Source organism: Arthrobacter sp. R3-55, from assembly GCF_054161505.1.
Genome location: NZ_CP096423.1, coordinates 3,781,028 through 3,805,852, shown reverse-complemented (window position 1 = coordinate 3,805,852; position 24,825 = coordinate 3,781,028). Strand labels below are relative to the sequence as shown.

General features: G+C 62.2%; 20 protein-coding genes and 1 tRNA gene. 5 read left to right on the top strand and 16 right to left on the bottom strand.

All coding sequences use genetic code 11. The features are described 5' to 3' along the window. Positions 1 to 54 precede the first annotated feature (54 nt). From M1D51_RS17395 to M1D51_RS17370, 6 genes are all read right to left on the bottom strand, one after another. On the bottom strand, positions 55 to 1,272 hold the full coding sequence (locus M1D51_RS17395; protein WP_458107383.1) for an amidohydrolase family protein: 1,218 nt from the start codon (positions 1,270 to 1,272) through the stop codon (positions 55 to 57). Positions 1,273 to 1,295: 23 nt separating this feature from the next. Continuing rightward, on the bottom strand, positions 1,296 to 2,318 hold the full coding sequence (locus M1D51_RS17390; protein WP_458107382.1) for an ABC transporter ATP-binding protein: 1,023 nt from the start codon (positions 2,316 to 2,318) through the stop codon (positions 1,296 to 1,298). An 8-nt stretch (positions 2,319 to 2,326) separates the two neighbouring features. Then, positions 2,327 to 3,382, bottom strand: coding sequence for an ABC transporter ATP-binding protein (locus tag M1D51_RS17385; RefSeq protein ID WP_458107381.1), 1,056 nt, complete (start codon positions 3,380 to 3,382; stop codon positions 2,327 to 2,329). After that, a complete protein-coding gene (locus tag M1D51_RS17380; protein WP_458107380.1) occupies positions 3,379 to 4,380 on the bottom strand; it encodes an ABC transporter permease in 1,002 nt (333 codons plus the stop codon). Before M1D51_RS17380 ends, M1D51_RS17385 begins: the two co-directional genes overlap by 4 nt. A gap of 81 nt (positions 4,381 to 4,461) precedes the next feature. After that, on the bottom strand, positions 4,462 to 6,186 hold the full coding sequence (locus M1D51_RS17375; protein ID WP_458107379.1) for an ABC transporter substrate-binding protein: 1,725 nt from the start codon (positions 6,184 to 6,186) through the stop codon (positions 4,462 to 4,464). 57 nt (positions 6,187 to 6,243) lie between these two features. Further along, positions 6,244 to 7,275 carry an ABC transporter permease gene (locus M1D51_RS17370; RefSeq protein WP_458107378.1) on the bottom strand — a complete coding sequence of 344 codons (1,032 nt, stop codon included), beginning with the start codon at positions 7,273 to 7,275 and terminating at the stop codon, positions 6,244 to 6,246. A gap of 160 nt (positions 7,276 to 7,435) precedes the next feature. Between M1D51_RS17370 and M1D51_RS17365 the strand changes: the two genes are divergently transcribed. Continuing rightward, positions 7,436 to 8,902 (top strand): chlorohydrolase family protein, encoded by a 1,467-nt coding sequence (locus M1D51_RS17365; protein WP_458107377.1) that lies wholly within the window; start codon positions 7,436 to 7,438, stop codon positions 8,900 to 8,902. Positions 8,903 to 8,936: 34 nt separating this feature from the next. Next, complete coding sequence (locus M1D51_RS17360) at positions 8,937 to 9,638, top strand: GntR family transcriptional regulator (protein ID WP_458107376.1); 702 nt, start codon at positions 8,937 to 8,939, stop codon at positions 9,636 to 9,638. Positions 9,639 to 9,701: 63 nt separating this feature from the next. Here the strand turns inward: M1D51_RS17360 and M1D51_RS17355 are convergent, their stop codons facing one another. From M1D51_RS17355 to M1D51_RS17335, 5 genes are all read right to left on the bottom strand, one after another. After that, positions 9,702 to 11,123 carry a DUF4032 domain-containing protein gene (locus tag M1D51_RS17355; RefSeq protein WP_026542642.1) on the bottom strand — a complete coding sequence of 474 codons (1,422 nt, stop codon included), beginning with the start codon at positions 11,121 to 11,123 and terminating at the stop codon, positions 9,702 to 9,704. Beyond that, positions 11,120 to 12,709, bottom strand: coding sequence for a beta-N-acetylhexosaminidase (locus M1D51_RS17350; protein ID WP_458107375.1), 1,590 nt, complete (start codon positions 12,707 to 12,709; stop codon positions 11,120 to 11,122). Before M1D51_RS17350 ends, M1D51_RS17355 begins: the two co-directional genes overlap by 4 nt. Before the next feature lie 95 nt (positions 12,710 to 12,804). Then, the gene (locus M1D51_RS17345; RefSeq protein WP_017199921.1) at positions 12,805 to 13,887 is read right to left on the bottom strand and encodes an ABC transporter ATP-binding protein; all 1,083 of its coding nucleotides are present in this window, start codon (positions 13,885 to 13,887) and stop codon (positions 12,805 to 12,807) included. 206 nt (positions 13,888 to 14,093) lie between these two features. Next, positions 14,094 to 14,891, bottom strand: coding sequence for a trehalose-phosphatase (otsB, locus tag M1D51_RS17340; RefSeq protein ID WP_458107374.1), 798 nt, complete (start codon positions 14,889 to 14,891; stop codon positions 14,094 to 14,096). Further along, positions 14,881 to 16,380, bottom strand: a complete 1,500-nt coding sequence (locus tag M1D51_RS17335; RefSeq protein WP_172325159.1) for an alpha,alpha-trehalose-phosphate synthase (UDP-forming) — start codon at positions 16,378 to 16,380, stop codon at positions 14,881 to 14,883. The genes otsB and M1D51_RS17335 overlap by 11 nt, the downstream gene beginning before the upstream one ends. Positions 16,381 to 16,556: 176 nt before the next feature. Here M1D51_RS17335 and M1D51_RS17330 point away from each other — a divergent pair, with 176 nt between their 5' ends. Together M1D51_RS17330 and M1D51_RS17325 are read left to right on the top strand one after the other, a co-directional pair. After that, complete coding sequence (locus tag M1D51_RS17330; protein WP_172325160.1) at positions 16,557 to 17,435, top strand: DsbA family protein; 879 nt, start codon at positions 16,557 to 16,559, stop codon at positions 17,433 to 17,435. Between the two features lie 194 nt (positions 17,436 to 17,629). Then, positions 17,630 to 17,706: transfer RNA gene (locus tag M1D51_RS17325), tRNA-Thr, on the top strand. Positions 17,707 to 18,318: 612 nt separating this feature from the next. Here M1D51_RS17325 and M1D51_RS17320 read toward each other — a convergent pair. The 3 genes from M1D51_RS17320 to M1D51_RS17310 form a co-directional block, all read right to left on the bottom strand. Beyond that, positions 18,319 to 19,449: an ATP-binding protein gene (locus M1D51_RS17320; protein ID WP_172325161.1), complete on the bottom strand. Its 1,131-nt coding sequence runs from the start codon at positions 19,447 to 19,449 to the stop codon at positions 18,319 to 18,321. 477 nt (positions 19,450 to 19,926) lie between these two features. Further along, positions 19,927 to 20,409 carry a DUF2306 domain-containing protein gene (locus tag M1D51_RS17315; protein WP_172325162.1) on the bottom strand — a complete coding sequence of 161 codons (483 nt, stop codon included), beginning with the start codon at positions 20,407 to 20,409 and terminating at the stop codon, positions 19,927 to 19,929. Between the two features lie 28 nt (positions 20,410 to 20,437). Then, on the bottom strand, positions 20,438 to 21,346 hold the full coding sequence (locus M1D51_RS17310; RefSeq protein WP_458107373.1) for a helix-turn-helix domain-containing protein: 909 nt from the start codon (positions 21,344 to 21,346) through the stop codon (positions 20,438 to 20,440). A 238-nt stretch (positions 21,347 to 21,584) separates the two neighbouring features. Between M1D51_RS17310 and M1D51_RS17305 the strand changes: the two genes are divergently transcribed. Then, complete coding sequence (locus M1D51_RS17305; protein ID WP_458109609.1) at positions 21,585 to 22,973, top strand: MFS transporter; 1,389 nt, start codon at positions 21,585 to 21,587, stop codon at positions 22,971 to 22,973. A gap of 681 nt (positions 22,974 to 23,654) precedes the next feature. Here the strand turns inward: M1D51_RS17305 and M1D51_RS17300 are convergent. Together M1D51_RS17300 and M1D51_RS17295 are read right to left on the bottom strand one after the other, a co-directional pair. Next, the gene (locus M1D51_RS17300; RefSeq protein WP_458107372.1) at positions 23,655 to 23,957 is read right to left on the bottom strand and encodes a hypothetical protein; all 303 of its coding nucleotides are present in this window, start codon (positions 23,955 to 23,957) and stop codon (positions 23,655 to 23,657) included. A gap of 338 nt (positions 23,958 to 24,295) precedes the next feature. After that, positions 24,296 to 24,724 (bottom strand): hypothetical protein, encoded by a 429-nt coding sequence (locus tag M1D51_RS17295; protein ID WP_253951761.1) that lies wholly within the window; start codon positions 24,722 to 24,724, stop codon positions 24,296 to 24,298. Positions 24,725 to 24,825: the final 101 nt, after the last annotated feature.

Here is a 24,825-nt window from a genome sequence, read left to right as displayed (position 1 = left end):
CATCCCCGCGTTCAACTGCGGGAGGACGGGACAAAGGCGGGTATGCGGGAGCGGCTAGACCAACTCCAACTGGTCAGCCACGATCTTGCCTTGGTGGATCACAGTCCGGTCCTTGCCGCGGTCCATGACAGTGGACGCCACCGTTTCGCCGTCCACCAGCAGCAGGTCGGCAGGATCGCCAAGCTCGACGCCGGGCCGATGGGACGTGTCTTTGAGCCTGGTTGCGTTTGGGTCAAGGATGCTGGCGCCACCGATCGTGGCGATGGCCAGGCAGTGCTCGATCAGCTCGTCCTTGCGGAACCCGTGGGTGAAAGCGAGCTGCCAGGTGCGGTCCAGCATGTCAGTGTTGCCGTAGGGGGACCAGTAGTCGCGCTGGCCGTCCTCACCCAGGCCCAGCCGTACCCCGGCTTCGGTCAGTAGGGGGATGGGCAACTGCCCGGCGGCTGAAGGAGCTACAGAGGCCAAGGAAACGTCCAGCTCTGCGAAGGCATCAATCAGCCTGCGCGTGGTGGCCTCGTTGACGCTGCCCAGTTGGTAGGCGTGGGACATGGTCACCTTGCCCTGCATGCCCAATGCGCGGGTTCGCTCAAGCACCAGATCGGTGCTGAAGACTCCCAGCTCGCCGGGTTCATGCAAGTGGATGTCGATGGGCACCTGGTACTTCTCCGCCAAGCCAAAGACGATGTCCAGGTGCTTCGCCGGATCCCGGTCCAAAGTACAGGGATCAATGCCACCCATCACGTCGGCCCCGGCCTTGAGCGCCTCCTCCATCAGTTCAACAGTGCCCTCCTCCAGCAAGAGCCCGGCTTGGGGGAAGGCAATGATGTCCACCGAGGCCTGGCCTGCAAACTTTTCCTTCGCGGCAGCAACGGCGTCGAAGCGTTCCAGGCGACAGTCCACATCAACCTGCGCGTAGGAGCGGACCCGTGTGGTGCCGCGTGCGATCATCCGTCCCAAGGTGTCGTTTACACGATCCTGCAGCGGGACCTCGGCGTTGCGCCAGTTTTGGCGGTCGTTCATCATCATGGTCCAGACACCCGGTCCGCCGGTGTGTTCCCGGAACGGCAAGCCGATGCGCGTGGAATCAAGGTGGACGTGGACGTCGGAGAAGGACGGCACCAGAATCCGGCCCCGGCCATAGATGAGCGTGACACCGTCCGGAACGCTGCGGGCCGGGTCATGGGGTTCGACGGCGGTGATCTTGCCGTCAGCGATGCTCACATCGCTGAGCCCTTGTCCCCAAGGACGGGCGGCGAGAATCAGGGTGTTCAATGGGTACTCCTTCGGTAGTGAATCTATTGCACGCCTGCCAGCACCGATGCCGCCATACCTGTGTGGTGGCAGGCGTGGGCAGCAGGCGTGGCTGGTGTGGGGATCTGGTCGATGCAGCGTTGGCGCTGATCCTCAGGCAGGGTGCCGATCAGCGGGCACCGGGTCCGGAAGACACAGCCGCTGGGTGGGTTGGCGGGTGAGGGCAGGTCACCACGAAGCCGGATCTTCACTTGTTCCCGCGCGGCGCGGGGATCCGGCAGCGGTACCGCGGAGAGCAACGCCTTGGTGTAGGGGTGTCCCGGGTCGCTGAACAACGCCTCGCGCGGCCCCTGTTCAACAATCTTGCCCAGGTACATCACGGCGACCTCGTGGGAAATGTGCCGCACCACCGAGAGATCGTGGGCGATGAAAATGTAGGAAACACCGGTGTCGCGTTGGATCTGCTGCAGCAGGTTGACCACCTGCGCCTGCACGGAGACATCCAGCGCGGACACTGGCTCGTCGCACACGATCACCGCCGGATTCAGTGAAATGGCCCGGGCAATGCCCACGCGTTGTCGTTGCCCACCGGAGAATTCATGCGGGAACCGGTTGTAGTGCTCCGGTTTGAGTCCCACCTGGTCCAGCAGCTCCTTGACCCGGTTCTTGAGGCCACCCGGCGGGTTGATTTTCTGCGCCACCATGGGAGCTGCGATCGCGGTTCCCACGGTCTGCCGGGGATTGAGGGAGGCAAAGGGATCCTGGAAGATCATCTGGACCTTGCGCCGGAAGTTGTACAGGTCCTTGCCCCGCAACCCGCTGATGTCCACACCGTCGATCACGATCCGCCCCCCGGTTGGATCCAGGAGGCGTGCCACCATGCGGCCAGTGGTGGACTTACCACATCCGGACTCGCCTACGAGCCCCAAAGTCTGCCCGCGGGCGAGACTGAACGATACGCCGTCGACCGCTTTGACCGAGCGTTTGGCAGCCCCTGGAAGGAGGCCGCCCTTCAGGGGGAAGTGTTTCTGCAGGTTCTCCACCTGGAGGATGGGCTGATGTTCCATGACGGGTCCTAACGCGAATTCCGGATGGTGATGATCTGCGGGCCGCTCAAGTGGCACCGGGTGCCGTGCCCGTCCTTGACCCGCAGTTCAGGGCGTTGATTGACGCAGACGCCGTCGCCGGCGAGTTCGGTGTATTGGCACCGCGCGCTGAAGATGCAGCCTTTGGGCAGGTCAAGGAGCGACGGCGGTTGGCCGGGTATGGGATTGAGCCTGCCGGAGGAACTGGTCAGCGTGGGCATCGAGTTGAGCAGGCCCAGGGTGTAGGGGTGCCGGGTGTCGTAGAAAATGTCATCAACCGGGCCGGACTCCACGCATTGGCCGCCGTACATGACCAGGACGTCGTCGCATACCTCGGCCACCACCCCGAGGTCATGCGTGATGAGGATCAGCGCGGAGTTGGTTTCCTCCTGGAGCTCGGACATCAAGTCCAGGATCTGGGCTTGGACCGTCACGTCCAAGGCAGTGGTGGGCTCATCGGCAATCAACAGCTCCGGCTCGCAGATCAAAGCCATGGCGATCATGGCGCGCTGCCGCATGCCGCCCGAAAAGTGGTGGGGATACTCGTCATAACGCTGATCGGGACTGGGGATACCCACCCGTCCCAGCATGTCGACGGCGGCCGCCCGGGCCTGCTTTTTGCTCGCCTTGTTATGGACCAGGTATGCCTCGGCGATCTGGTGTCCCACGGTGTAGAAGGGGTGCAGTGCTGAGAGCGGGTCCTGGAAGATCATGCCGATGTTGCGGCCACGCAGCCGGCGCATGGCCGATTCCGGCAGGGCAACCAGGTCCCTGCCTTGGAACATCGCAGTGCCGGTGACCTGGGCCGAGGTGCCCTTGAGCAAGCCCATGAGCGCTTGGCTGGTGACGGATTTTCCAGATCCTGACTCACCCACAATCCCAAGGGTCTGGCCGCGTTCCAGGGTAAAGTCCATGCCGTTCACTGCGGAGACCACGCCGTCGTCCGTAGGGAATTTCACGGTGAGGTTGCGGACCTCCAGGAAGGGTGCGGTGCTGGTGCCGCCCGGCGCGCCCGCCGGCTGGGTCATGGTGTGCGCTGGGGTCATTGGAGCCTCACTCGGGGATCGATGGCGGCGTAGGCAAGGTCCACCACAACGTTGGCGACGATCACGAAGAACGCGGCCAGCATGGTGATGGCCATGGTGACAGGGAGGTCGCCGGAAATCGCGGCATGGACTGCCGTGAAGCCCAATCCGGGGACGGAGAAGATCTGCTCGGTCAGGACCGCGCCGCCCAGCAGCAAGCCGATGTCCATACCGAGCATGGTGACCACAGGGGTGATGCCGGCCCGCACACCGTGTTTGAACGTGACCGTGCGAGGTGCCAGGCCCTTGGCGCGGGCTGTCCGGATGAAGTCTTCACCGAACGTCTCGATCATGTTGGTGCGGGTGACCCGGATGTACGAAGCGCTGAACAGGACAGCCAACGCAATCCACGGCAACAGGTAGTTGGCTACCCACGCTCCGGGGCCGTGAGGGCCGAAGGGGCTGTTGATCTCGTTGGTGGTGAACGGCAGCAGGTGGAGCTGGTTGACGAACAGGAGCAGCAGGAACAGTCCCGTCACGGGGATGGGCAGCGAGACACCCACGGAAGCAGCGCCAACAATGAACTTGTCCATCGGCGAGCCCTTGCGCAGGGCAGCCAAAAGACCAAGGCCCACGCCGGTGATGGTCCACAGCACCAACGCGCCGATGGCCATGGAGAAGGTGTAGGGGAGTGAGCGGGCAATGATGTCCGCTACATTCTCATTGGTTTGGAAGGACTTGCCCAAGCAGGGCCACTCGCACAGGGTCTGGGCGCCAGGGGCGCCGATCATCCGCGAGGAGAACAGTCCGCGAATGTAGTCGGCGTATTGGACCAGGAAAGGCTGGTCCATGCCCAAGGCAACACGAGCCTCGGCGACGCGTTCCGGAGTGCATTCCTGCCCACAGGCTGCAGCTGCAGGATCCGAGGGGCCCAACTGGAAGAGGGTGAAGGTGATGAAGCTGACTGCGGCGAGAAGCAGGACCAGGGATCCGGTCCGGCGAAGAATGAAAGTCATCATGGTGGTGGTTGCGGGCCGCCCGCTGGTGCAGGCGGCCCGCTTCTCCTTCTGGACTATGCCCGAATAGATTTCGCGGCCCTGTTACTGCTCGACGCCGACGATCGAGAGGTCGATGCCGCCGAAGAAGTAGCCCACCTGGGCATTGCGGACGTTCGAACCCACCACGCTGTTGGTGTGGCTGCGGATGAGCGGGACGATCGGGTAAGTCTTCAATGCAGATCCGAACGCCTCGGACCACTTCTTGCCCAGTTCCTCGGACGTGCCGTCTGTATTGCGGAGATCGAACATGGCCTTGGAAACTACGGGATCGAAGTAGCGGGACGTGTTGGAGAAGCCATAGCTGGTGCCTTCGTTGTTCGGGCCCAGCAGGGGATCCGCGGAGGTGCGGATGGAAGCAGGGTCAGCACCGCCGCACCAACCGGAACGGCCCATGTCCGGGAGTTGCTCACTGGCCAGGATGGAGTAGTAGTTCGGTGCCGGAATTGCCACCAGTTCAACCTCGATGCCCAAGGCCTTCAGGTTCTGCTGCACAACCGTGCCCGTGTTCTTGAAAGCATCCCGATTATTGGCGTAGCCGTAGGTGAGGCTCTTGGGGTAGTCCTTGCCTTCCAGGAGCTTCTTGGCTTCCTCCAGCTTGGGCTTGCCGCTGGGATCGAGCTCAAGCTCGGTCTCCACATAGCCGCGCATCTTGGAGTTCAACGGGCTCTGGGTAATCTCGCCAAAGCGCCGTCCGCCGTACTGGACCAAAATGGACTGACGGTCCAGCGCCAACGCTATGGCCTTCCGGACATCCGGGTCCTTGATCTTCTCGGTATTCAGGCTCAGGACATCGTTGCATCCCAGGAGACCCGAGGCTACCCGGTCCTTGACCTTGGCATCGGCCAACTTGGCAGAATCCGAGGTCTGCAGGGCGCCGTTGGAATCCAAGGTGATGGCATTGGGGTCCGAGTCGGCCAGGAGCTGCTGGCTGATGGTGGCCTGGGACGTTGACAGCGAGAAGCTGAAGGTGTCAGGAAGTGCAGAACGGTTGGGGTCGGTGGCGGGGTCCCAGTGAGGGTTGCGGACCAGCTTCAGGGACTTGCCCCGGTTGTAGGACTCCACCATGTAGGGCCCTGAGGAGACGGGATGGTTGGTGTAGTCCAGCTTGGTGTCCTTGGCCTTGGGCACCGGGGCCGTGTTGGAGCGCGAAGCCAAAGCCGGGAACTCAGCGAACGGCTTCTTCAGGTGGAAGACCACTGTGCGGTCATCGGGTGTGTCCACCGCCTTGAGCACAGCGGCCGGATCCTTGTACGGCCCCTTGTACCCGCCGGCGTCGAGCGCTGCATTCAATTCCTGGGGCGCCTGGGTGAAGACGTCCTGTGCGAAGGTGCGCTCCACGCCGTACTTGATGTCGGCGGACGTGATGGGCGTGCCGTCCTCGAACTTCACGCCTTCCTTCAGCGTGAAGGTCCAGCTGAGGCCGTCATCGGAGACCTTGCCGGTATCCGTAGCGAGGTCCGGGACCACAGTTGGTGGCTGACCGGCTGTTTCCTTGGCCATGGTCAAGGTGCGGTAGTAGAGCTGGCCCACGTTGGCCGTCTGTACGTAGTTGCTGTTGCCCGGGTCCAGGGTCTGGAAGTCCGATGACATGAGGACGTTGATGTTGCCGCCCTTGCCGTTGAAGCCGGACTTGACCACGTTGGGCGCCAATTCAGTGACTGATCCGGCCGTCTGTGAACTGCCGGGTTGGCTTTGGCCGGCTCCGCAGCCGGTGGCGGCCATGGCGATCAACACCGAAAGTGCCAGAGCTCTTGCAGGGGTTTTCATGGTGCTCCTTGTGAGGGTGTAAGGCGATGCGGGGGATGAGGGTCAGTGCGAAATTTGCTAGCGGGAGGACTTGGGGTCAAGGGCGTCGCGGACTGCGTCGCCCAGGAGGTTGAAGGCCAGGACGGTGACGATGAGCATGATGCCGGGGACGGCAAGGAACCACGGATCGCTGAGGTACCAGTTGCCGGACTGGGCGGCGTTGAGCATCTGTCCCCACGACGGTGTGGGGTCCTTGACGCCGACGCCCAGGAAGGAGAGGGCGGCTTCTGCCGAAATGTTGGTGGGGATCAGCATGGTGGCATAAACCAGGACGACGCCCATGACGTTGGGAATGATCTGCCGGAACAGGACACTGAGGTGGGAAGCGCCAAAGGATCGGGCGGCTTCCACAAATTCGCGCTCGCGGAGGCTCAGCACCTGCCCGCGGACGATTCGAGCCAGGTAGGCCCAGCCAAAGAAACCCAGGATGATCACCAACGAGGCCATGGGCAGGAAGCTGCCTTCGCCCAGCGGGGTATCGCGGAGCCTGGACTGCAGGATGGGAGTCAGTGACAGCACCAGGAGCAGGTGCGGGAATGCCAGAAACAAGTCCATGATGCGGCTGATGATGGCATCGGTCTTGCCGCCGAAGTAGCCCGCCGCCGCGCCGAGGACTGTTCCGAGGACAACGGAGACGGCCGTGGACAGCAGGGCGATGGTCAGGGAGACCTGTCCGCCGTAGGCAAGCCTGGCGAAGAGGTCCCGGCCCAGGCCGGGTTCGACGCCCAGCCAGTGCTGGGCTGACGGATACATGTAGCCGGGAAGGGGAAGCCCGGGTGTCTGGAAGTCATCCAGGACCTCCGGGCTGGTGTTGGAGGCGTAGGGATCGTTGCCGGACATGGCGCTCAAGACGGGAGCCAGGATGGCGAACAACATGATTGCCACAACAACGCACAGGCTCAGGAGGGCGATTTTGCTCCGCCGGATCCGCATCCATGCGGTGGCGAGCAGCGAGCGGGCCTCGGCAGGTGCGGCTGCTTTGCCCTCCGGCGACGTTGCCGGAGGAAGCGGCGGGCTGCCGATGCTTGGTTCGGATTGTAACTGGGTCAACGGTTCTGCTCGATTCATGATCCAAGGAGCTGGCTCCGGAGTTCTTGTATACCAAAATAGACTAGATCAGGATTGATGCGATGTAAATCACAAATAATGTACTGTTTGGAATACCAGAGAGTATCTTTTGGGATCTCCGCCGTCAGAAAGAGGAGTAGCCGTGCCCACCAAGGTCACTGCCCGCTATGTGCTGGGCCATCACAACGGACACCACGTGCTGCTGGAGGATGCGTGCGTTGTCTACAGCGGAGACGTCATTGACTACGTTGGCCATGACTACACCGGCCCGGTAAGCGAAGAAATCCGCGCAGGCGATGCCCTGCTCATGCCCGGACTGATCGACCTCGATGCGCTGACGGACATCGACCACCTCATCCTGGACAGTTGGGCCGGCCCTGAACAGGCCAAGGGGCACCAGTGGTCAGAGGACTACTTCCGCAACCGCCGGGCGGACGTCTTCACGGCCGAAGAACGCGGGCAGGTCCGGGAATATGCGTTGATCCAGCTGGTCCTGCACGGCATCACGACGTACATGCCCATAGCTTCCGAGGTTCACTCGCAATGGGCCGAGCCCTTCGAGGAACTGACGGGCATGGCAGAAACAAGCCGGCGCCTGGGCCTCCGCGGCTACTTGGGCCCCGCGTACCGCTCAGGCGTGAATGTTGTGCTGGAGAACGGCGAACGGTCTGTGATGTTCGACGACGACCGCGGCCGTGAGGGGCTGGCGGATGCCCTGCGCTTCCTGGACCATGCAACGGAGCTCAACCACCCTTTGGTCAGCGGAGTCCTCCTCCCATGCCGGATAGAGACCTTGGACATCGAGTTGCTGAAGGAAACGGCGGCGGCTTCCGAGGAACGGGATGTCCTGGTCCGTCTGCACTCGCTGCAGGGCTTGGTTGAACGCGGGCTGATCCAGGAATGGCACGGCGTGACGCCTTTGGAGCTCCTGGACCAAGTGGGTTTACTCAACGAACGCCTTTTGATCCCGCATGCAACCTACACTGACCGGAATCCCGCCGTGTTCGGTGAGGACCGGGGCGACCTCAAGCGCTTGGCGGACAGCGGTGCCAGCATCATCCACTGTCCCCTGACGTCCATGCGTTACGGCAGCGCGCTGGATTCCTTCCAGGCTTACAAGGAGGCGGGCGTCAACATCTCGCTGGGAACCGACTCGTTCCCGCCGGACCTCATCCGGGGAATGGACGCGGGCGTGCAACTGGCCAAAGTCCTGGCAGGGAGGAACGACGCCGGTGATGTCGCCGGATACTTCGACGCCGCCACGCTGGGTGGGGCACAAGCGTTGCGTCGTCCTGATTTGGGACGCCTCGAGCCCGGTGCCCAAGCGGATATGGTGGCCTTCTCGCTGGCAGACATCCGCGACGGCGTCCACGATGATCCGCTCCGGACTCTCCTTCTGAACGGCACGGCCCGCCAAGCGGTGCTCTCCGTGGTAGCCGGCAGGACCATCATGAAGGGCGGCACGATCGATGGAGTGGACCTGGGCTACTGGCGTGCGAAGGGCCAGGAGCTCTTCGACAAGATGCGCCGCGCCTACACTGCCCGCGATGTCCGGAACCGACCGGCCAGTGAGCTGTTTCCGCCCGTGTATGCTCGGTTGGAACGCTGACCGGCGCCGTCCGGCCCACGGAGCGGACGCCGGCATGAAGGGAAGTTTGACAGTGGCTGAGGCGATGCCGGAGAACGGAAACGGCCGTGATGACGAGGCCCGTGCGGAGAACGTCTACCAACTGGTGTTGGAGGGCATTGTCACGGGTACCTATGCGCAGGGTATGCGCTTGCGCGAACGTGAACTCTCCGAGCTCTACAACGTCTCCCGCATACCGGTCCGGGAAGCCATTCAACGCCTTGAGCAGGACGGTTTCGTGGCGACGTTCCCACGCCGGGGTGCTGTGGTCCGGCAGTTGACCCTGACGGATGTCAACGAGCTGTTCGATGTTCGCCTGTGCTTGGAAACCTTCGCCGCGAGGATGGCCGCCACCCGGGTTGCCGAGGGCAGCGACGGTGGACGGCTCGTGGAACTCATGGAAGCGTCCAGGGCCGCGATCGACGACGACAGGGCAGACGACGTCGCCCTCATCAGTGCCGAGCTGCACGCCGAAATTGTGCGGTTGTCCGGGAACCGGCTCCTGATTGAATCGGTGAAGCCCCTGTTTGGACGGATGCGCTGGATTTTCGGACTGGCACACAACCGCAGCAACGAGCTCCAGCGTGACGAGCATACGGAACTGTGCAACGCAATCCTGAAGGGTAAGCCGGATTTGGCGTACTCCCTGGCGTACTCGCACATTGAGCTGGGCCGCGAGCCGGTCCTGGCCGGCTTGGCGGAAACCCTGGAACCGTGAGTTTTTGTACAGATAACGCCCTTTAGAGGCCCTCTTCCGGGCGTTATCTGTACAAAAACTCCGCTAGTCGTCGGCGTCCGGGTACTCTTCCTCGTCTTCGTCGTCGTAGCGCCCGGATTCCTCTACTTCGACCTCAAGGATCTTCAGCAGCTCCGTATCCGGGTTCAGCATGATGGCTGCCTCGTCCCTGCGGTGCTGCAGCACCGTGTCCAAGTAGGACTGGACGGTCTCCGCCAGGGGGACATACCTGTCCTGCTTCTGGCTCATGTACCACCGGTGCTCCAAGACCTCGTGCACCACTTCGGCGGGCTCCAGCTTCCCCGCCAAGTGCCGGGGGATGGAACGGACAATGGGCTCGAAAATCTGGCTGACCCAAATGTGGGCGCTGATTTCCTCGTCCAGGTCCGGGTTGTTGTCCGCCCGGAACTGGTCCATGTCATTCAGGAGCCGGCGGGCCTGGTTCTCCTGGGCGTCCAATCCGGTCAGGCGCAGCAAGCGACGCTGGTGGTGGCCGGCGTCGACGACTTTTGGTTGGAGCTGGATGGTGGAGCCGTCCGCCGTGGTCTTGATGGCGTACTCCTCCACATCAAAGCCGAGCTCGTTGAGGCGGCGGATGCGGGCGGCCACACGCCAGCGTTCACCGAGTTCAAAGGACTCTTTCTCCGTCAGCTCGGTCCAGAGCCTGCGGTAGCTGTCCATGATCAGTTCACTGGTGGCCACGGGGTCCACCTTTTCCTCGATGAGCCCGCCGTCCAGCAGGTCCATCAGTTCGCCGGCAATGTTCACGCGGGCGATCTCGAGATCGTACTCGCGCTGTCCCATGGACAGGTCCGGGTAGAGCTCACCGGTCTCGGCATCCACCAGGTAGGCGGCAAACGCGCCGGCGTCGCGGCGGAACAAGGTGTTGGACAGCGAGACATCGCCCCAGTAGAAGCCCACAAGGTGCAAGCGCACCAGCAACAGCGCCTGGGCGTCAATAAGGCGCGTCAAGGTGTCCTTGCGGAGCATCTGGGAGAACAGCGCACGGTACGGCATGGAGAACTTAAGGTGCCGGGTCACCAGAACAGGGTTCAGGGGCCGGCCATCCGCGGTGGTGCGTCCGGTGATCACAGCTACCGGCTCCACGCAGGGAACATCCAACCGGGCCAGCTTCCGCAGCATGTGGTACTCGTGGCGGGCCACGTGCTCGGAGGTTTCCTTGATGGCGATCACCGAACCACCCAGGTGCGCGAAACGTACGATGTGCCGGGAAATACCGCGGGGGAGTGCCGCAAGATTCTCGGCAGGCCAATCCTCCAACGCGATGTGCCACGGAAGATCCAACAGCTCCGGGTCCGCAGACGCCGCCGTGATGTTCAGGGAACCGATGACGCTGGCCGGCGGTGCGGTGTCCTGCGCACTCGCCGCTTCAGTGCGGGGGAGCTTGCCGATCTGCCCGTAGTCGGTAGGTTCGTCGTGCCACTGGGCTCCGTTTTGCTCGCTCATGCCTCAATTGTTCCGTACTCAGGGGCGGAGGACGTTCCGGTGTCCGGGAACGGCCACGCCGATGTTGCCGACCACTCGACGTCGGGCGCTGCCTGGAAGGCGACGCCCTGGTTGGCGAGCCGCTCGCCCAAGGCGCCCAGCCGACGTCGGAAGTCACCTGCGTTGCGGAGCTCCTGGCCGGACCAGGCGACTTCCGCCAACGAAACAGCCCTGGGGTAGAGGAGCCATTGGGCTTGGGCGTTGTTCCGCACCGTTTCCGTCCACAGGGGGCCTTCGACGCCAAGAATGTGCTGGTCCCTCAGACCGCCCTGGGCGGGATCCCAGTTGTAGTACTCGGACCAGGTGAAGGGCCCGCCTTCCACCCATTCGAGCCCAATTGGACTCTCCGGGGAGTATTTCTGGTCCAGGTAGGTGTTGGCAGCAGGCGACATGATCACAGGCGAACCGGCGGCCTCAGCCTGCTTGACCACCGGGGCGAGATCGCCGAACCAATACTGGATGACTGAACCCTGGGGGAGTTCACCGGCGGCGTACTCGTTCCAACCCGCTACCGTTTTGCCGGTGTTGGCGGCGATCTTTGCGAATTCCTGAACCATGGCAACGTAGTCGTCATGATCGGTGACCTTCGCTTCGTCTCCGCCGATATGGATGTAAGGGCCCACCGTCATGGCCGCGAGCTGACCAAGGACCTCGCGGACGAACTCGTAGGTGGCAGGGAGCGACCCGTCCAAGGTTGACCAGCCAACAGCCGACGTGGTGCTCATGGGTTTGGCCAGGCCATCGGCGTTAAGCTGCGGAACCGCTGCGAGGGCGGCGTTGACGTGCCCGGGCAGGTCAATCTCCGGTATCACCAGGACGTTCTTGGTGGCGGCGTAGGCCTGGATGTCGAGGAAGTCCTGTTGGGTGTAGAACCCTTCGCGGCCCCGCACCGGCATGGCCGTGGAAACCTCAACGGCGCCCTGTCCTCCCACGGCGGTCAGGTTCGCGTACGGCAGCCCGGAAGGGTTGCCCTCAGTGCCGGGATCGTGAATTTCGATACGCCAGGCTTGGTCGTCGGTGAGGTGCAGGTGGAGGGCGTTCAACTTGAACTGGGTCATGAGGTCAATCTGTTCTTTGACCTCCTCCACTGTGAAGAAGCTGCGGGCAACGTCCAGCATGAGGCCCCGGTAGGCGAACCGCGGTGCGTCGGCAATTTCGACGGCGGGAATCACCCATTCGCCGTGGCTTGCCTCGGTGTTCTCAACGGCGGCCGGGAAAAGCTGCCGAAGCGTCTGCACACCGTTGAAAAGCCCGGCCGGAGTGGCGGCCGTGAGCCTGGCGCCCTTCTCGGTGACGCTGAGTGTGTACGCTTCCGGGCCGCCGTCGAACGCTTCCGCGAACTCGAGGGAGATGTCACCGGGGCGGGTGTCCTCGACGAGGGGCAGTTCAAATCCGGTACCTCCGCGCAGCAACAATGCCAACTGTTCGGCGACCGGCACGGCCGGGGCAGGTGCGCTGATCCGAGCTGTGGGGGCGAGCGTGAAGGCAGGGGTGTCCTGGAGTGCGACGTGGGAGGGGCGGGGGATCAGGGTGTCCGTCGTATTCATGCCATTCTTTCGCAGGAGAAAGGTTAACGTGAGAGCGGCCCGACCTGGAGGGGTCGGGCCGCTGTCATGCGGAGTTATAGGACTGCCGGTGGGGACTAGTCGCCCAGGCGGAGGCCGGTCTTGGTGTCGAACAGGTGCACGTGGCCGGACTGCGGACGAACGAAGATGGACTCGCCCTTCATCGGGGGGCGACGACCGTCGACGCGTGCAACGATGTCGTGGCTCTTGCCATCGAGGATGGTGTGGCCGTAGACGTAAGCGTCGGCACCGAGTTCTTCGACCACGTCAACCTCAACCTGGAGGCCTTCGCCGTTGCCGACGGTCTCGAGGTCTTCCGGACGGGAACCGACGGTGACGGTCTGGCCGTGAGCCTCTTCGAGGACGTCGCGCGGCACGGGGTAAACCGTTCCGCCGAACTGGACGCCGCCGTCGACGACCGGCAGTTCCAGCAGGTTCATGGCCGGGGAGCCGATGAAGCCTGCAACGAAGACGTTCTGCGGGCGGTCGTAGAGGTTGCGCGGGGTGTCGACCTGCTGGAGCAGACCGTCCTTCAGCACTGCGACGCGGTCACCCATGGTCATTGCTTCGACCTGGTCGTGGGTCACGTAAACCGTGGTGACGCCGAGGCGGCGGGTCAGGGATGCGATCTGCGTACGGGTCTGGACGCGGAGCTTGGCGTCAAGGTTGGAAAGCGGCTCATCCATGAGGAAGACCTGCGGGTTACGGACGATTGCACGGCCCATGGCAACACGCTGGCGCTGACCACCGGAGAGTGCCTTCGGCTTGCGGTCCAGGTACTGCTCAAGGTCAAGAAGCTTGGCGGCTTCGCGAACACGCTCGGCGCGCTCTTCCTTGGAGACGCCGGCGATCTTCAGTGCGAAGCCCATGTTGTCCGCAACAGTCATGTGCGGGTAAAGGGCGTAGTTCTGGAAGACCATTGCGATATCGCGGTCCTTCGGCGGAACGTCAGTGACGTCGCGGTCGCCGATCAGGATGCGGCCTGCGTTGACGTCCTCAAGGCCTGCGAGCATGCGCAGGGAGGTGGACTTACCGCAACCGGAGGGTCCAACGAGGACCAGGAATTCGCCATCGGCGATGTCGATGTTGAGTTTATCGACGGCGGGCTTATCTGTGCCCGGGTACAGACGCGTAGCGTTATCAAAAGTAACTGTAGCCACAGTTATCAATCCCTTCACCGGCAGGTACGTGCCGGACGATCCGTTGTGAATGGTTCATTTTCTTCAGTTGAACTCCCCGGCCAATGGCCGGGGAGGATCATGTGACGTCGCACGGTACTGTGCGTCACATCACATCACAGAGTATGTCAGACTTTTGGACTTACTACCTAAATGTTACAAACGTCACATGTTGCGCTGGTCACCCTCTACGCCTCGGCGGTGACCCGCCGACGCTCCCTCAACAGGGCTTCCAGCAACTCCGCCACGTGCACCGGAGCCTCCACCCTGTACTGGGCCTGGGTGAAGTCCAAGCCCACCTTGATGCCCACGTCATCACCCAAAAGGCGGCCCAAGGCGTCCTCGTCCGTGACGTCGTCACCCGCGAACAGGATGGCCGTGGCTCCTGTTGCCTGCCGGAGGAACTCAATCGCTTCACCCTTGGATGCGTGGACCACGGAGGTCTCCAGGACGCGTTTGCCGGTTTTGAGGTAGACCCCTGGATGCTCGCGGAGCACCCGCAGGGCGGCCTCGACGGCGTCTTCCGCGACGTCGTCGTCGGCCATCCTTGTGTGGAGGACGACGCCGGCAGGCTTGTCTTCGAGCAACGTTCCCGGAGCGATGTTCACAATTTCCTGGAGGACTTCACGCACTGCGGCCAGCTTGCTGCGCTGCTCATGGTCCAGTTCCAAGCCCAGGGATCCTTCGCCGAGCCAGACCTCGGCCCCGTGGCTGCCGATCAGCAGCGTATCGGCCGGAGGTGTGGCGACCAGCCGCAAACTGTCCAGTGCCCTACCCGAGATCAGTGCCGTCGTCGTGCGTGGAAGTTCGGCGAGAGCAGCCAAGGCCGCTGCCGAACGCGGGAGGGGGCGCGCGTCATCCGCGTGGTCCACGATCGGGGCGAGGGTGCCGTCGAAATCGAGTGCCACCAGCAGATGCTCCGTGCCGGAAATGCGCCCGACGGCTTCAAGCAGCTCCGGCGATAGCGAAAGCTTCTCAGCTGTCATCACGGACCACCTTCTCCTCCAAAGCAGCCAGGAACTCAGCTGACCAATGGTCGACATCGTGATCCAGGATCTGCTTGCGCATCAGCTTCATACGGCGGCGGGCTTCCTTCGGGGGGAGGTTCACGGCACGCAGGATGGTTGATTTGAGGCCATCGATGTCGTGCGGGTTGATCAGGAAGGCCTGCTTGAGCTGGTCTGCAGCACCGGCGAACTCACTCAAGACCAACGCGCCGTCATCCTCGGAACGCGCCGTGACGTATTCCTTGGCCACGAGGTTCATGCCGTCGCGCAGCGCGGTGACCAGCATGACGTCCGCTGCGAGGTACAGCGCCACCATTTCCTCCACCGGATAGCTGTGGTGCAGGTAGCGGACGGCAGTGTTCTGGATGGTGTCATAGGTGCCGTTGATGTGGCCTACAGTGCCTTCGATCTCCTCGCGGAGCAACCTGTACTGCTCCACGCGTTCCCGGCTGGGGCTCGCCACTTGGATCAGCGTGGCGTCCTCCACCTTGATGTGGCCGTCCGCGAGGAGTTCCTCGAAGGCCTTAAGCCGGTGCCGGATGCCCTTCGTGTAGTCCAGCCGGTCCACACCCAGGAGGATGGTCTTCGGGTTGCCGAGGTCCTTGCGGATCTGCTGCGCGCGCTCAATGATCTCCGGCTTCGTGGCGAGCTCGCGGATCTGGGCGACGTCGATGGAGATGGGGAAGGCCTGCGCCCTGGCGATGTGCGTGACCTCGCCGTCGGGACCCTTGACGTGGACCTGCTGCTGCTTGACGCTGGCACCCAGGAACCGGCGGGCGGACCGCATGAAGTTGCCGGCGTCGCTGGGCCGTTGGAAGCCCAGGAGGTCCGCGCCGAGGAGGCCATCAATAATTTCGCGACGCCACGGCAGCTGGGCGAAGATCTCCGGCGGAGGGAAGGGAATGTGGTTGAAGAAGCCGATTTTGAGGTCCGGCCTGGTTTCGCGCAGCAGGCGCGGAACCAATTGGAGTTGGTAATCCTGCACCCACACGGTGGCGCCATCGGCGGCATGGCGGGCGACGGCGTCGGCAAACTTCCGGTTGACCTTGCGGTAGGAGTCCCACCAGGTGCGGTGGAATTCAGGTGGCGCAATGACGTCGTGGTACAGCGGCCAAATGGTCGCGTTGGAGAAGCCCTCGTAGAACAGCTCCACATCATCGCTGCTCAACTGGACCGGGATGAGGTCCATGCCCTCGTGGCTGAACGGGCGCACCGTCTCGTCCGGGGCGCCATGCCAACCCACCCACGCGCCGTCGGACTTTGTCATCATCGGCGCGAGCGCCGTCACCAGTCCACCGGGCGATCGTCGCCAGCCGTCGGCGCCGTGACCGTTGTCGTCGCTGATGCGGTCAACGGGCAGCCTGTTGGAGACCACCATGAAGTCGAACTTGGTTGCCGTGGGCTTCTTGACTGGAGAAGCCCGAACTACTTCTTCGGTCTTGAGTTTTTCGCTTGCCAAATCCTGCATTAATGCTCCCTGGGGTTGCTGTGACTCAACTCCCAGCCTACTAGCGGAATCTTCCATGGCAGTTGATCGTTCAACAACCGGGCAAGAGGGTCTGCGGCGGATCTTCAAGTTTGCTCCCGTAAACTGACCCCGTTGCCCTAGCTATGCCCTATGACGTCGAATACCCCGAGGAACTGATGAGCCCCGCAAACGAACAACGCCTGTCCAAGGCTGAACGCACCGCCCAGGCACGGGAAAAGGCGCGCGCAATCCGCGAAGAGCAGTTGAAGAAGGAAAAGCGCAACAAGCTTCTGGTCGGCTGGGGCATCGTGGTTGCCGTTGTGGTCATCATCGCCTTGGTGGCGTTCGTGGTGATCGGCCAGGCGCAGAACAACGCACCTATCGCCGATCAAGGACCGACGCCGGCGAACGGCAACGTCCACGGTGGAGTGACGCTGCTGGCCAACAGCGAAGTAGTCAAGTCCGAGCCGGCCACCGTCAACGTTGCCGACGTTCCCTCGCCTGCAGCCACCCCGCCTGCCACCGTGACGGTCCCGGGCGGCGAAGCTGAAGCCGGCAAGCCCGTCAAGGTCATTGCCTACATCGACTTCATCTGCCCCGTCTGCAAGCGGTTTGAAACCACTTATGGTGAGTCGCTGACCAACCTCCGTAACGAAGGCAAGATCTCCCTCGAGTACCGTCCCCTCGGATTCCTGGACCGGCAGTCCACCACCAACTACTCATCCCGCGCGGCCAACGCTGCTGCGTGCGTTGTGAACTCTTCCCCGGAAAAGTACGCGGACTTCTTCAACCTGCTCTTCGAACGTCAGCCGGCTGAGGGCGGCGCGGGCATCTCCGACAACGACCTCAAGAAGATGGCCACCGAAGTCGGCGCAGCCAACATCGACTCCTGCATCGACAGCAAGCAGTTCCGCCCGTGGGTGAAGGTTGCCACCCAGGAAGCTGCTGCAGTCGGCATCACCGGCACGCCCACCGTGTTCATCGACGGTAAGCAGTGGGACGGCAGCACGGACCTGAACGCTGAAATCCAGACGGCAGTTGACGCCAAGGGCTAACATCTGCCGAACGCACGACGGCGGCCGGTCACCCTTTTTTCACGGGTGGCCGGCCGCTGTTGTTCGGTTTGTCCCGACTGGTCCGGGTTGGCTTGGCTGGTCCCGGGTGGTCCCGGTGAATTTCGTTGACGGGGATGGTCTGGGCTAACCTTATCTAGCGCTCTTTCGCGCAGTGCTTCGGGTGACCGGAGCGTGCCTCCTTAGCTCAGTTGGCCAGAGCACCGCTCTTGTAAAGCGGGGGTCGTCGGTTCGAATCCGACAGGGGGCTCCACGAACCCCTCCAGCCCGGTGATTTTTGCCCGGAACGGAGGGGTTTTTTGTGTCTGACATGCAGGGCGGGACGCGCTTTCTGCAGGGCGGTCGGAAGGTTTCAACCGATTCCGATGGATACCCGGAACAACATCTGTGCCGGCTGTGACTCCGACGCCTCGAAGCATCAGGAATGCAGAGGCAGTGTGCGAAGGGCCGCCAAGTGCCGGACTGTTCTGAGCCAGTGAATGGGACCGCCTGATGGGAAGGTCCAGCCTCCGATTGGCACTGGGCACATTACGCGTTTCCGCATAGCTGGTGCGAGGCCACGCGAGAGACCAGACCTGAAGCTGTCAGCGGTCTATGACCTCAAACGGGGTAGCGGTACGACGTAGTACTCCTTGGCTTTGCTGTTGGTGAGGAACGTGTTGCACCGGGTTTGAGCTTCCCCCTCTGATGTGAACCGCAATGCTTGGTTCTCCCTGGGGCTCCATTCGTCTCCTGGACGGTTGGGGTGCAGGTAGTAGTAAAACTGCAATCCGTTATCGAGACGGACGACAATTCCCCACGCCGCTGGCTTCCGCTTTCCCAATTCTTTCCTTTCTACTGCGCGCAGAGCGCTACAGCGTGGCTCTCAGTGTTTGGGGTGCTGCAGCCGAAGTCCATAAGCGGGTGTGTCGCGGAGGAATTCGCGGAATGTCGGGACGGCGAAATCGACGTATCCCCGGCTTGTTGTTTCGATGACCCCAGCAGCCAATAGCCGAAGCCGGTATTGGCCGCCGTATACGGCGTTGACGCCCAAACGCTCCGCAATTGTTGTGGTGCTGGACGGGCCATCGTCTTCAGCCATGGCCAGCAGGTACGACTGATCGACATCGGAAAGAGCCGAGTAGGCAGACTGCAGGACGGTGGCACCCATGCGACGGCGGGCTTTCTGTACTCCGGCAGCCAGCGCCTCGTCGGTGACTACCGCCCCTGATTTTCTGGCTTGACTCCACACGTGGTAGCCGACGAGCTGGATCAGGAATGGGTAGCCGCCCGTCGCTTCGGCCAGCTGCCGGAGATGTTCGTCGCTGATATTCACGCCGCTTTCCGAGAAAGTATCCCGGAAGGCTTCGGCGACCTCGTCTATCGAGGTCCTGTGCAGGTCGTACTTTTCGGCGCGGCGAAGGAAGGTGGAGACGCCTTCGTTGAGCAGGTCTTCGACAGACTTCGGCAGACCAGCAAGGACCAGGCCAATGGGAAGACTTTCGCGGATCAGATGTTGGACGACCGCTGCGATTTCGGAGAGCTCGGTCCGGTCCACGGCATGAATCTCGTCGATGCTGATCAGCAACCCGGTGTCCTGCTCGCTCAACTTCTCCAGCAGTTCGGTAATCTGCCGCCGCCAGTGAACCTCACGCGCAGCCGGAAGCTGTGTATCCACGCGCAGGATTCCGAGCGTCACCCCGGTAACCCGGCGGCCGCCAGGGCCGTCCCCGAGCTCTTCAGCCGCGGCGCGGACGGCGCTGCCGATGCGGTCGACGAGTCCGGCCGTGGCGGTTTCCGAGATGACAATCCAGCCGTGCTCGATGGCTTCGTCTTCAATTTCCCCCAGCATGACGGTCTTGCCGATGCCGCGGGGGCCGGTGAAGATAGAGAGCAATCCGGGGGCGCCGGGACCATTCTCGATGCTCTCTGCGAAATCTTGGCGCATGTCATCCCGGTCGATAAGAAGCGGTGGGCGGGCACCAGCTGTCGGTTTGAACGGGTTTTTCGCTGCCACTTTTACACTCCTATAAATTTTTTAAAGTCTTTATATTTCTTATAGTAGTGCGTAGTAGGAGACGGGTCGAGAGGTCGCTGCAATGGCACGTTCACACCCGATCAACGGGATAACCCCGTGAGGCTCATGACTGACGGTAGGGTGAGCCGCATGCGCAGTTACCTGACTCGAATCGTCAGCGATACCTACGAGGGTTCTGGCACGTTCACGTCCGTTGCCTATGATCCCGCGACGGGACTCCTTTACACTGCTCGTCAACTTGTCCGGGGTCGCGCTCTAACAACCAGTGGTAGGCGATCATTTCGCCCGCCAAACCGAGTGCGTTGCGCTCCTGACCGGCGGCATCTAGCCTGTCGATCGTCGCTATGAGGTTGGGCCACAGAATTGTTTGATCCAATGGCTTTGGCGGCTGCTGAGGAATCTCGGTGGCGACTCTTTGGATGGACATTGCTTGACCAACCCAATCGCTGTTCGGCGCTACTGCCCCGTTGCAGTTTTCGCGCGAAGGTTCATGAGCCCGGCGATGGTCAGGCCGGCTGAAATCGCCAGTGCTGCTACCCAGAGGGTGAGGCCGGCGAGGTCGTGGACGGCCATTTGGGGGAGCCGTCGATCCGGGACCGCTACGACGCCGACGAACGCCCCGAGGAGCCCGAAGTAGCTGCCGGTCATGAAACGCTGATGGGCACGGATGTTGCCGCGGCGGACTGTGACCAGACCCATCGTGAGGGTGCAGAACGTCAGCACGGACAGGGCATGAAGCCAGTTGAACCCGCCGTCGATGGTCCGGATCCCGAAGGAGGTCAGGACCACAACGTACATGGCCGCCGCCCAGATGCGGCCCAGGGTCTTGTGCGCTGAGCTGCCCTTGTTGCGGCGAAGCAGGTTCACGGCACCGAAGATCAGGGCGTAGCCCGCTGCGATGGCATGCAGGGCGATGAGTAAAGTCCACGGCGAGGGCATAGGGGCAGCCTAGCGAAGTCGGAACGGACTATCGGCACTGTGTCGGCGTGGATGGTCTTAGCTCCCGGGACAAGCTGCGTGGCTCTTCGGAGACCACATCGCCGGCGGCCAGCAGTTGAAGTGCTTCCGCGGCCGGCGTCCCCGGGTCTGCGGCGTACATGAGGATTCTGTGGCCGGATTCATCGGGAGGTGTGAGGACCTCGAAGTTCAACTCCAGATCGCCCACCTCCGGGTGGTGCATGTGCTTCAACCCGGACATGCAGTTCTGCACGGGGTGCCGAGCCCACAATTTCGCGAACTCCTCACTCTTCAAGGTGAGCTTACCTACCAAAGATGCGAGTTCAGGGTCATCCGAGGCCCGGCCGGCGACGAGCCGCAGTGATGACACTGCACGCGTGGCTTCCTCCAGCCACCGTGAGTAAAGTTCGCGGGTGTGCTGGTCAAGGAACAACAAACGAGTCATGTTTGGCCTTGTTGCAGCCGACTTCGGTGCGTCGAAGTCCAAGTGCCCGGCAACCAGGCGATGGCCAAGCCGGTTCCAGGCAAGCACCTCGCTGCGGCGTCCCAGCACGATGGCGGGGGTGCTGGCCATTGACTGAATAAGGCGGAGCGTCCCTGTCCTGGCCTTGTCCGGCTTCGTCACGGTGCGGCGTTTGGCGGGGCGGGCGCGGGCAAGATTGAACAGGTGGGCCCGCTCGTCAGTGTTGAGATTCAGGGCCCGGGCAATCGCATCAATGATGGCATCAGAAGCGTTGTTACTGAGGCCCTGCTCCAGGCGGGTGTAGTAGGTATTGCTGACTCCGGCGAGCATTGCCAGTTCCTCCCGCCGGAGACCTGGTACGCGGCGGATGCCGTAATTCAAGAGGCCGACGTCTTCCGGCTGCAGCGACGCCCTTCGGACTCGAAGGAACTCCCCAAGTTCACTCACCATAGTCATGTTCACCATTCTGCCGGTCCCCGCCGGCAGTGTCCTGTCCCTGTCAGGGGTAGGCAGGCGGGGGTGTGGTTGATCCGGGCAAATGCGTAGACCGTTGGAGCTGTGAAGAAAGCCGCCAACGAGGCGGATACAGCTCCAGCAAAGGATCACCTAAATGAGGACCCAACCGGATGTCACCAAAGGCACCAGCCTTCCATCTGCCACCGACCCTGAACCCCAATCGGACTCGAAAAGGCAGATGACCGGCCGGCAGCGCCTAGCGCTCATTGTCCTGCTCGCGGCGAGCTTCACCCTCGCTGTCGACTTCTCAATCCTCAACGTAGCCCTTCCAGCCATCGGCGCCGACGTCGGCTTCAGCTTCGAGAACCTCCAGTGGATCGCGACGGCGTTCGCGCTCTGCGCAGCGGGGCTGACTCTGCTGTTTGGCCGTGTGGCAGACATCGCCGGGCGGCGAAAGATGTTCATTATCGGCATGGCCTTGCTTGGCGCGGCGTCGCTGGCCGGCGGATTGGCTGCCGACCCGGCCTTGTTGCTCATTGCACGCGTGGGACAAGGCGTCGCGACGGCCATAGTCGTTCCCGCTGCCCTGTCCCTGTTGCTGGCATCCTTCCCGGAAGGCCCGCTGCGCGATAAGGCACTGGGACTTAACGGATCACTCATGGCCGCAGGCTTTACGACGGGCGCTATCCTCGGCGGACTGCTGACGGACCTGCTGAGCTGGCGGTGGGCGTTCTTCATTAACGTGCCTGTTGCCATCGCAGTACTGGTTATCGCTCCCATCGTCCTTGCCGAGAGCAAGCCCACCACGAAGTTGAAGCTGGACGTTCCGGGTGCTGTCACCGTTACCCTCGGCCTTCTGGCCCTTGTCTTCGGTTTGACGAACGCCGCCGAGCACTCCTGGACCAATCCATTGACTTTGGGCTCCCTCGCGGCAGCCGTTGTGCTCTTTGTCGCCTTTGTGGCGGTCGAACGCCGGGCAAGCTCGCCGCTGGTACCGCTGGAGATCTTGAAGCGCTCCACTGTCGCCTGGGGAAACATCGCCGGCATCCTGGCCTTCGTCACTGAAACGTCCCTGGTGTTCTTGCTGACGCTGTACCTGCAGCAGGTTCTCGGCTACACCCCGCTCGGTGCAGGATTGGCCTTTGCGGTCCTCGGTCTCGGCACGGTGCTCGGTGGCGTGGTCGGACCAAAGGTGATTGGAAAAATCGGCAACAAGAAAGCCATTGTCTACGGATTCATAGTCCAAGCCATTGCGACCGGCGCCCTCGTCCTGCTCAGCGCAGACCCCGCATCCATCGGTCTGCTGCTGGTCGCCACCTTCATTGGTGGTGTAGCCAACCTCGTAGTCATCGTCGGATTCATGGTCACCGCTACCTCGGGGCTGCCCGATGAAGAACAAGGTTTGGCCACCGGACTGGCAACCATGAGCCAGCAGATCGGCATCACCATGGGCATCCCGATCATGAGCGCCATCTTCACAGCTCAAATCCTCAGCATCGGGAACAACGAGGCCCCAGCCGTCCTCAGCGGTGTCACAACCGCCATCTGGATCAACGCTGGCCTTTGCCTTCTCACCGCACTGGTTGTGGGGCTGTTTCTACGCAAGCCGGCGCTGTCCACCAACTAGCCCTACAGGCAGAAGCTCTGCACGACGACTGCGGGGAGGGGGTCTTCCAGGGACCTCCCCCGGTCGTGGAGCAAGAGCAGATGAAAGACGGAGCAGAACAACGAAAAGTTCTTGGGTAAGACGGCTGAAGATGGGAATGAACGTACCGGTGACGACGAAAGGAGCCATCCAGAGAACTGCCGGCTAAAAGTTGTCCACGGTGGAAAGTTCTATATCTCAGTGCCGGTCAAAGCCGGGATTAGCATCGCGCCACCCCTCAAGACGAATCCGGCGCCCACCATCGCCGTCATCCGCGGGGCCCTTCCGGATCCGTGCCCTTTTTCTCTTTCCGGGTCCGCCACAAGACTGAGATCACTGCCAGGGCCATGGCCAGTGCTGTGAACCAAAGGCTGCCGGATCCTTGCATGGCCATGACAACCGAGACGATCAGAATTGCTGTTGCTATCGCGAGGTAAAGCCATCGCCCCGCCGTCACTGGACCAGCCCCAGGTTTACCGGCACAAAACCGTCAGTCGGTGGTCCCGCCGAATTGCACCCGAATGTCGACCAAAAGCCAGTGCGAAAGTCCTTGAACTGAACCAGCGGCTCTGCGGCCGCACCCCCTGCAGTCATGTTTTTCACTCTATACGCGTTGGTCGCGGGGAGCTGTGTCGTCTCCGAAATCGAGGAACGCCGAGCCGACTATTCGGCTTTGAACGAGGACAGCCGGCTCATTTTCCGGCGGGCCACAACCACTAGGGGACGCAGTGCCACGGCCCCTGCATTCAAGAAACCAGCAATCACACTGATGCTGCCGCTGAATCGGCCACTGCTCCGCCAGTTCTGCGTTAGTTCCCACGCCATGCGGATGAAGTGCACTCCGAGGACGACGATGAACAGTGAGATCACCAGGCCGGCAATGGAGGCGGCCACGATCATCACACCAGTGATGTGCACCAGGAGGACGGCAGAGATCACAACTGTATGTGCGTCAAGAAGTTCCATATTCATTTCTCGTTATGCGGGGCGATGGTTCTGGTTTCGCGTAAGCGTCCTTTTATGGACAGCACTTTTGCCGGTTGTTCCCCCAACTCCAAGCCCTTTCTGACCTTCAGGTTCATCTAATCCTAGGAGGCCCGGCTGTAATACGCTCATTTGAGTCGAAGGCAATTTGTCCGCGTTGTGCTTTACTTCTCGCGCTGACGCCGAGCTGGTGACAAGGATGAGTCATGGCAGGACCACACATCACGTTCTTCGTCCATTGGGAAAGAGGATGGTGACATGGTTGAAGTTCACCTGACTCACCGGCGGAATTAAGCAGGAAGGTGCATTGCGAGGACCTGCTAGAACTCGATGAGGTCCTCGATCGCCGAGTGCAACCATGCGTCAAAGTGCTCGAATTCGCCTTGGTTCTCCCACCCGGGCGATGCGAAATCGTGAACAATGGCCACTGTGCCGGTGCCGACGTCCCAGCAGGCCACGGCGTCGTTGTCCTGACGCCTGGCGAACGGGATCAGGTTCCTGTCCGGGTACCTCTCGGCCAGGCCATGATTGCGGCTCCGGAGCTGATGACCCGTAAGGATCAACCACGGCTCCAAATCGCACAAGTCCAGTTCAACAAGCCGCAACAACCCTCTCGGGTAAACAAAGCCCTCTGGCAACTCATCAGCTACTAATAGCGGCGGCGGGTTCGCGTCGTTCCCGGCGTCCCCTTCGCCCTGAGTCTGGATGGCCGGCGCAAAGCCTTGGACCTTCTTCGCAAACAATCCCATGGTCCTAGGGAAACACGCGAATTAGCAGCTCATGGGCAGTTCAGCGTCGCTGTGGGCGGTGAGCCACCTCGGCGGTGGTGGAGTTGGTAGGCCCGGCTCTC

Coding starts and splice junctions, on each gene's coding strand:
- M1D51_RS17390 (WP_458107382.1), bottom strand. CDS start 2,318: ATGGAACATCAGCCCATCCTCCAGGTGGAGAACCTGCAGAAACACTTC.
- M1D51_RS17385 (WP_458107381.1), bottom strand. CDS start 3,382: ATGACCCCAGCGCACACCATGACCCAGCCGGCGGGCGCGCCGGGCGGC.
- M1D51_RS17380 (WP_458107380.1), bottom strand. CDS start 4,380: ATGATGACTTTCATTCTTCGCCGGACCGGATCCCTGGTCCTGCTTCTC.
- M1D51_RS17375 (WP_458107379.1), bottom strand. CDS start 6,186: ATGAAAACCCCTGCAAGAGCTCTGGCACTTTCGGTGTTGATCGCCATG.
- M1D51_RS17360 (WP_458107376.1), top strand. CDS start 8,937: ATGAAGGGAAGTTTGACAGTGGCTGAGGCGATGCCGGAGAACGGAAAC.
- M1D51_RS17355 (WP_026542642.1), bottom strand. CDS start 11,123: ATGAGCGAGCAAAACGGAGCCCAGTGGCACGACGAACCTACCGACTAC.
- M1D51_RS17350 (WP_458107375.1), bottom strand. CDS start 12,709: ATGAATACGACGGACACCCTGATCCCCCGCCCCTCCCACGTCGCACTC.
- otsB (WP_458107374.1), bottom strand. CDS start 14,891: ATGACAGCTGAGAAGCTTTCGCTATCGCCGGAGCTGCTTGAAGCCGTC.
- M1D51_RS17335 (WP_172325159.1), bottom strand. CDS start 16,380: ATGCAGGATTTGGCAAGCGAAAAACTCAAGACCGAAGAAGTAGTTCGG.
- M1D51_RS17330 (WP_172325160.1), top strand. CDS start 16,557: ATGAGCCCCGCAAACGAACAACGCCTGTCCAAGGCTGAACGCACCGCC.
- M1D51_RS17315 (WP_172325162.1), bottom strand. CDS start 20,409: ATGCCCTCGCCGTGGACTTTACTCATCGCCCTGCATGCCATCGCAGCG.
- M1D51_RS17310 (WP_458107373.1), bottom strand. CDS start 21,346: ATGACTATGGTGAGTGAACTTGGGGAGTTCCTTCGAGTCCGAAGGGCG.
- M1D51_RS17305 (WP_458109609.1), top strand. CDS start 21,585: ATGACCGGCCGGCAGCGCCTAGCGCTCATTGTCCTGCTCGCGGCGAGC.
- M1D51_RS17300 (WP_458107372.1), bottom strand. CDS start 23,957: ATGGAACTTCTTGACGCACATACAGTTGTGATCTCTGCCGTCCTCCTG.
- M1D51_RS17295 (WP_253951761.1), bottom strand. CDS start 24,724: ATGGGATTGTTTGCGAAGAAGGTCCAAGGCTTTGCGCCGGCCATCCAG.